Source organism: Pseudomonas sp. HMWF021, from assembly GCF_003061005.1.
Taxonomy (GTDB): Bacteria; Pseudomonadota; Gammaproteobacteria; order Pseudomonadales; family Pseudomonadaceae; genus Aquipseudomonas.
Genome location: NZ_QAIK01000137.1, coordinates 1 through 5,462, shown reverse-complemented (window position 1 = coordinate 5,462; position 5,462 = coordinate 1). Strand labels below are relative to the sequence as shown.

Here is a 5,462-nt window from a genome sequence, read left to right as displayed (position 1 = left end):
CACCGCTGATCCCGGTGCCGGCGGGTCTGAGCCAGCAGGCGCGGCTGGAGCATTTGCGGCGGTATTGGCAGAACAATTGACGTCGAGGAACAGCAACCATGGCAAAGCCCCGCTGGCAACGGTTCGGCATGATCCTGGGGGGCGTGGTGCTGGCGCTGCTGAGCGGATGTTCGCCGGTGAAGTTACTCAATGCCCTGACGCCCGAGGACACGTTCACCAGAACCGCAGGCATCGCCTACGGCAGCGATCCCCGGCAAAAGCTCGACGTCTACGTGCCACGGCATGCACAGGCAGGGGCGCCTGTGGTGGTGTTCTTCTACGGTGGCAGCTGGAACAGCGGTGATCGCGCCGATTATGCCTTTGTCGGCGAGGCGCTGGCCTCAAGGGGCATCGTTGCGGTACTGGCCGATTATCGTCTGTATCCACAGGTGCGTTATCCGTCGTTTCTCGAGGATGGTGCACAGGCAGTGGCGTGGACCCGGGCACACATCCGCGAGTTTTCCGGCAACCCGCAACGCCTGTATCTGATGGGCCACAGCTCCGGCGCCTATAACGCGGCGATGCTGGCGCTGGATTCAAGCCTGCTGGGCGCGGCCGGGATGTCGCCCAAGGATTTGAGCGGCTGGATCGGTCTGGCCGGGCCTTATGATTTTCTGCCCATCGAGAATCCCGACGTGCGACCGGTGTTCTTCTGGCCGGATTCGCCGCCGCAGTCGCAGCCGATCAACCACGTCAGTCACGGAGCGCCGCCCGCATTGCTGATTGCCGCGACCAGAGACACGCTGGTCAATCCCACGCGCAACACCGGCGGCCTTGCGCGCAAGCTGCGCGAAGCGGGAGTGCCGGTGCAGGATCTGTATTACGCGCGGCCCAGTCATGTGACGCTGGTGGCCACCTTGTCGCGACCGCTGCGACGCCTGGCGCCGGTGCTTGATCAAGTGGTCGCATTCATCAGGCACACGCCGCCTCAGTGAGCGGCGCCCTGAAACCAGCCGTCCTGGCGTCTCAGCCACAGCGCAAACGTGCCGAGGGTCAGACTGCGCAACACCATGAACAACAGAAAAGATATCCACAACCCATGATTGCCCAGGCCTTGCAGCGCCCAGGCGAAAGGCAGCAGCAGGACGACCGTCAACAGCATGCCGTTGCGCATCTCCCGGGCACGGGTGGCACCGATGAACAGACCGTCGAGCAAATAACTCCAGACGGCAATCAACGGCAGCACGGCCAGGTACGGCAGATAGATGAACGCGGTGTCGCGCACGCTCTGGATGTCGGTCTGCATCTCGATGAACAGATGCCCGGCAAACAGAAACAGCGCGGCAAAACCGAGACTCGCCAGCAGCGACCAGCCCCCGGCCACCACCAGGGAACGGCGCAGGGCGAGCCGATCGCGGGCACCGATGGCATGTCCGCACAGGGCCTCGACCGCGTGGGCCAGACCGTCCAGCGCATGGGCAGTCAGCAGCAGGCCGTTGAGCAACAGAGCATTGGCCGCCACCGTGGCATCGCCCAGTCGCGCGCCCTGCACGGTGATCAGGAAAAACACCGATTGCAGTGCCAGGCTGCGGATGAAGATGTCGCGATTGACCGCCAGCAACGGGCGCCAGCTCTGCCACAGCTTCAATGCCGCCCAGGCGATGTGCCCGGGATACGCGCGCAATGCGCCACGGGTCAGCCACAGGCCGAGCAGGGCGCCGCTCCACTCGGCGATCACCGAGGCCCGGGCCGAACCGACCACGCCCCATTGCAGGCCAATCACGAACCACAGGTTGAGAGCGATGTTGATCAGGTTGGTGCTCAGCAGAATCGCCAGCGGCGCGCGGGCGTTCTGGGTGCCGAGGAACCAGCCGACCAACGCATAACTGGCCAGCGCGGCCGGCAGACCGAATAACCGGGTGTGGAAGAACTCGCGGGTCAGTTGATCAAGTTCCGCCGACGGCTGCATGAAGTGCAGGGCCACGCCGCTCAACGGCACGCCGAGAGTGCCGAGCACGATAGCCAGGCCGACGGCCAGCAGCAGACCCTGCAACAGGATCTGGCGCAACGCCGCGCCATCGCTGCGCCCGGCCGCTTGCGCGGCAAACCCGGTGGTGCCCATGCGCAGAAAACCCATGGCCCAGGCGAGAAAGGTGTAGAGGCTGGCGCCGACCGCCACCGCGCCCAACTGATGGGCGTGAGGCAAGTGGCCGATGACAGTGCTGTCGACCAGCGCCACCAGCGGCACGGAAATATTGGAAAGAATCATCGGCGCGGCGAGCGCCCAGACCTTGCGGTGAGTCGGACGGTCGCGCCAGTCGGCAATCAGGTTGGGCATGCGGGCTCCTTGGGGGAGCGGGGATTGTAGCGATTCATGCGGCCTGCGATGCAACCAATGTGGGAGCGAGCCTGCTCGCGAAAGCGGTGTGTCATTCAGAGCAGTTTTGGCTGATCTGACGCCTTCGCGAGCAGGCTCGCTCCCACAAGGGCTAATGGATGATCCAGCTCAGCAACCACAACCCCAACAGCAGCCAGATGATCCCGGCAATGATCGACGCATTCATGAACGCGCGGATCGCCGACCACAGCAGCATCAGGCCGACGATCAGCGCAATGATGCTGATGATCGAGGTGTCCATGCCCAGCGTCTTCGCCAGGCCATCGACAAAGTTGCCGCCGGCATTGCTCAGAATGTTGAACAGGCCGCTGAGGCCATCGACGATGAAACGGATGATCGAACCGAGTGCCTGGCCGAGCCATTCGAAAAAGCTTTCTACCTGCATGTGTTCATCCTGATGAAAGAGCTGAGCCTTGGGCCACAACGCAGGTGGCCGAGTTCCCTGGCAGGAGTATGGCCCAATGCTGCGTCGAACGGAAAATCTGTAGGAGCTGCCGCAGGCTGCGATCTTTTGCTGTTGATTTTCAAGAGCAGGATCAAAAGATCGCAGCCTGCGGCAGCTCCAACATGGGCCTTGCCTTCAACGCGCAACCCCCCGAAGCTATACGCCTTCAGGAGAGCCCGATGAACCTTGTTGAACTGACCGAACGCCTGCACGCCATTCGCGACCGCAATGACTGGCGGCAATTTCACAGCCCGAAAAATCTCGCCATGGCCGCCAGCGTGGAAATGTCCGAGCTGGTGGAGATCTTCCAGTGGCTGACCGAAGACCAGTCGCGCCAGTTGCCGGCGGACAAACTGGCCCATGCCGGGCAGGAGGTCGGCGACATCGTGCTGTATCTGTTGCTGCTGTGCAGCGAATTGGGGCTGGACATGAATGAAGTGGTGCGCAGCAAGCTCGCCGACAGCGAACGGCGGTTCAGCTGATGAGCGACCGGCATTTCGATCAGTTGGCGACCCGTTTCGCCGAAAAAATCTACGGTGGCGCCAAAGGTGCGATTCGCCTCGCGGTGTTGCAGGCCGACCTTGCCGAAGCGTTGCCGGACCGACCGCTGCGCGTACTGGACATCGGTGGCGGTCTGGGCCACATGTCGCTGTGGCTGGCTGAGCGCGGCCATGAAGTGACCTTCACCGAGCCGGCCGAACCGATGCTCGAAGGTGCCCGCCAGCGCTTCGCCGAAGCCGGGCAGACCGCAACGTTCATTCAGGCGCCGTGGCAGGAACTGCTCGGTCAGCTCACCGAGCCTTATGATCTGGTGATCTGCCACGCGGTGCTCGAATGGCTGGCCGAACCTCACGCGATCCTGCCCGTGCTGCACCAATTGACCAAACCCGGTGGCTGGCTGTCGCTGGCGTTCTACAACCGTGATGCACTGATCTATCGCAACCTGCTCAAAGGCCATTTCAAGAAAATGCGCAAAAACACCATGGCCGGTGAAAAGCAGAGCCTGACCCCGCAGCAGCCGCTTGATCCACGGGAGCTGGCAACGCAACTCGAAGGGTTGTGGCAGGTCGAAACCCAGAGCGGGATCCGGGTTTTTCACGACTACATGCCGGTGGAATTCCAGGCCCGCGCCGAACTCGTGGATTTGCTGGAGATGGAGCTCGCTCACCGTCGCCACCCAAGCTTCGCCGGGCTTGGGCGTTACTTGCACTGGATCTGCCGGCCGATCTGATCGGAGCACCCCATGAAAGCTCAATCCGGTTTATTGCTGATCTGTCTGGGGTTGGCCGCCTGCCAGGGCAGCAACCCCTACGTCGCGCAGTCGCGGCCGTTGCCGCCGGCGCCGCCGCAAGCGGCCAATACGTTTGATCGCAGTGCCTACCCGGCGCCGCCACGCGATTACGGGCGCTATCGCAGTTGGGCCTGGCTCAACGGGCAATTGCCGCCGGGCACGGCCTGGGCCGATTCGGCGCAAGTGGCCGAAGCGGTGAGCAATGCGCTGGATCAGCGTGGGCTGCGCCCGTTGCACGATAACCGTCCGGCCGATTTGCTGGTCAGCGCCAATCTGCGTCTGGAAACCCGTTTGCGCCAGGTGCAGGACGACTACGGCTACTACGGCGGATACGGTGGCTATGATCGTTATGGTCGCGGTTACGGCATGTACAACACCGTGCCGATCGTGCGTACCTATCAGGAGCAGGTCGTGGTGGTGCAGGTCAATCTGTTCGACGCCGGCACCGGGCAACCGGTGTGGAGCGCCAGCGCCGAAACCGCCAATCAGGGTAGCCAGCTCGTGCGCACCGACGCCATTCGCGAGGCTCTGGAAAAAGCCCTGTCGGCCTATCCGCCGAGCTAGACTTCATGTGAGAACGTTTCGCAGGTTCAGGCCTTCAACCGGAGAAAATCCATGTTCCGCCGTCTCGCTTTATTGACCATGGCCGCGCTGCTCAGCGCCTGCGCCGCCAACCAGGTCAACCATGATTTCGACGCCAGCCGCGACTTTGCCACCTATCGCAGCTGGAGCTGGAAAGAACCCGCGCTTCAATATCGCCCGGATGATCCACGGATCAAAAGCGACCTGACCGAGCAGCGCATCCGCCAGGCCGTCAGCGATCAGCTCGACCAGCGCGGTTTGCGTCCCGCCGCAGCGGGAGCCAAGGGCGACCTGAGCGTGCAGACCTACCTGATCGTCGAGGATCGTCAGCAGCAGGTGACCACCAACTACGGCGGCGGTTGGGGTGGCCCGTGGAACGGTTACTGGGGCGCGCCGATGTACAACGAGACCCGCAACATCACCTACAAGGTGGCGACCATCCAGATCGACCTGCTCGATGGCAAGGACGGCAAACTGGTGTGGCGCGGCAGCGATGAGCAGATGCTCAGCAGCACGCCCAATCCCGAAGATCGCAGCAATGCGGTGCGCGCCACCGTCAGCCGCATCCTCGCCAACTATCCACCGCGTTAATGCGCAGTAAGAAAACGGGAGCCCAAGTGAACTGGTCAAGTAATCTTGGACACCGATTAAGGTTTCACGCCGCCAACCTCTCCCTGGCGACTGGTGACCGATAGGCGTTGTAGCTATGCGGCCTGGTGATGTTGTAGCGCGATACATAGCGCTGCACATCCGCTCGGGCCTCATGT

At 62.7% G+C, this 5,462-nt stretch carries 7 protein-coding genes; 5 read left to right on the top strand and 2 right to left on the bottom strand.

Annotated features, from left to right (window positions below; all coding sequences use genetic code 11):
• The first annotated feature begins 98 nt into the window (after positions 1-98).
• Positions 99-974: an alpha/beta hydrolase gene (locus DBR18_RS19315; protein WP_108591497.1), complete on the top strand. Its 876-nt coding sequence runs from the start codon at positions 99-101 to the stop codon at positions 972-974.
• Here DBR18_RS19315 and DBR18_RS19310 read toward each other — a convergent pair.
• Positions 968-2,317 (bottom strand): MATE family efflux transporter, encoded by a 1,350-nt coding sequence (locus tag DBR18_RS19310; protein ID WP_108591496.1) that lies wholly within the window; start codon positions 2,315-2,317, stop codon positions 968-970. The genes DBR18_RS19315 and DBR18_RS19310 overlap by 7 nt on opposite strands.
• Positions 2,318-2,468: 151 nt before the next feature.
• On the bottom strand, positions 2,469-2,762 hold the full coding sequence (locus tag DBR18_RS19305; RefSeq protein ID WP_064388791.1) for a hypothetical protein: 294 nt from the start codon (positions 2,760-2,762) through the stop codon (positions 2,469-2,471).
• Between the two features lie 239 nt (positions 2,763-3,001).
• Here DBR18_RS19305 and DBR18_RS19300 point away from each other — a divergent pair, with 239 nt between their 5' ends.
• The 4 genes from DBR18_RS19300 to DBR18_RS19285 are packed head-to-tail and all read left to right on the top strand — an operon-like array spanning position 3,002 to position 5,286.
• Positions 3,002-3,304: a MazG-like family protein gene (locus DBR18_RS19300; protein ID WP_007951009.1), complete on the top strand. Its 303-nt coding sequence runs from the start codon at positions 3,002-3,004 to the stop codon at positions 3,302-3,304.
• Positions 3,304-4,053, top strand: coding sequence for a methyltransferase (locus tag DBR18_RS19295; RefSeq protein ID WP_108591495.1), 750 nt, complete (start codon positions 3,304-3,306; stop codon positions 4,051-4,053). Before DBR18_RS19300 ends, DBR18_RS19295 begins: the two co-directional genes overlap by 1 nt.
• A 12-nt stretch (positions 4,054-4,065) precedes the next feature.
• Entirely contained in the window at positions 4,066-4,677 is a 612-nt protein-coding gene (locus DBR18_RS19290; RefSeq protein WP_097089917.1) for a DUF4136 domain-containing protein, read from the top strand.
• 51 nt (positions 4,678-4,728) lie between these two features.
• Positions 4,729-5,286: a DUF4136 domain-containing protein gene (locus DBR18_RS19285; RefSeq protein WP_108591494.1), complete on the top strand. Its 558-nt coding sequence runs from the start codon at positions 4,729-4,731 to the stop codon at positions 5,284-5,286.
• The last annotated feature ends 176 nt before the right edge of the window (positions 5,287-5,462 follow it).

Excerpts from the sequence above, each read along its gene's own strand:
- DBR18_RS19315 (WP_108591497.1), top strand. The coding sequence starts at position 99 with ATGGCAAAGCCCCGCTGGCAACGGTTCGGCATGATCCTGGGGGGCGTG.
- DBR18_RS19310 (WP_108591496.1), bottom strand. The coding sequence starts at position 2,317 with ATGCCCAACCTGATTGCCGACTGGCGCGACCGTCCGACTCACCGCAAG.
- DBR18_RS19305 (WP_064388791.1), bottom strand. The coding sequence starts at position 2,762 with ATGCAGGTAGAAAGCTTTTTCGAATGGCTCGGCCAGGCACTCGGTTCG.
- DBR18_RS19300 (WP_007951009.1), top strand. The coding sequence starts at position 3,002 with ATGAACCTTGTTGAACTGACCGAACGCCTGCACGCCATTCGCGACCGC.
- DBR18_RS19295 (WP_108591495.1), top strand. The coding sequence starts at position 3,304 with ATGAGCGACCGGCATTTCGATCAGTTGGCGACCCGTTTCGCCGAAAAA.
- DBR18_RS19290 (WP_097089917.1), top strand. The coding sequence starts at position 4,066 with ATGAAAGCTCAATCCGGTTTATTGCTGATCTGTCTGGGGTTGGCCGCC.
- DBR18_RS19285 (WP_108591494.1), top strand. The coding sequence starts at position 4,729 with ATGTTCCGCCGTCTCGCTTTATTGACCATGGCCGCGCTGCTCAGCGCC.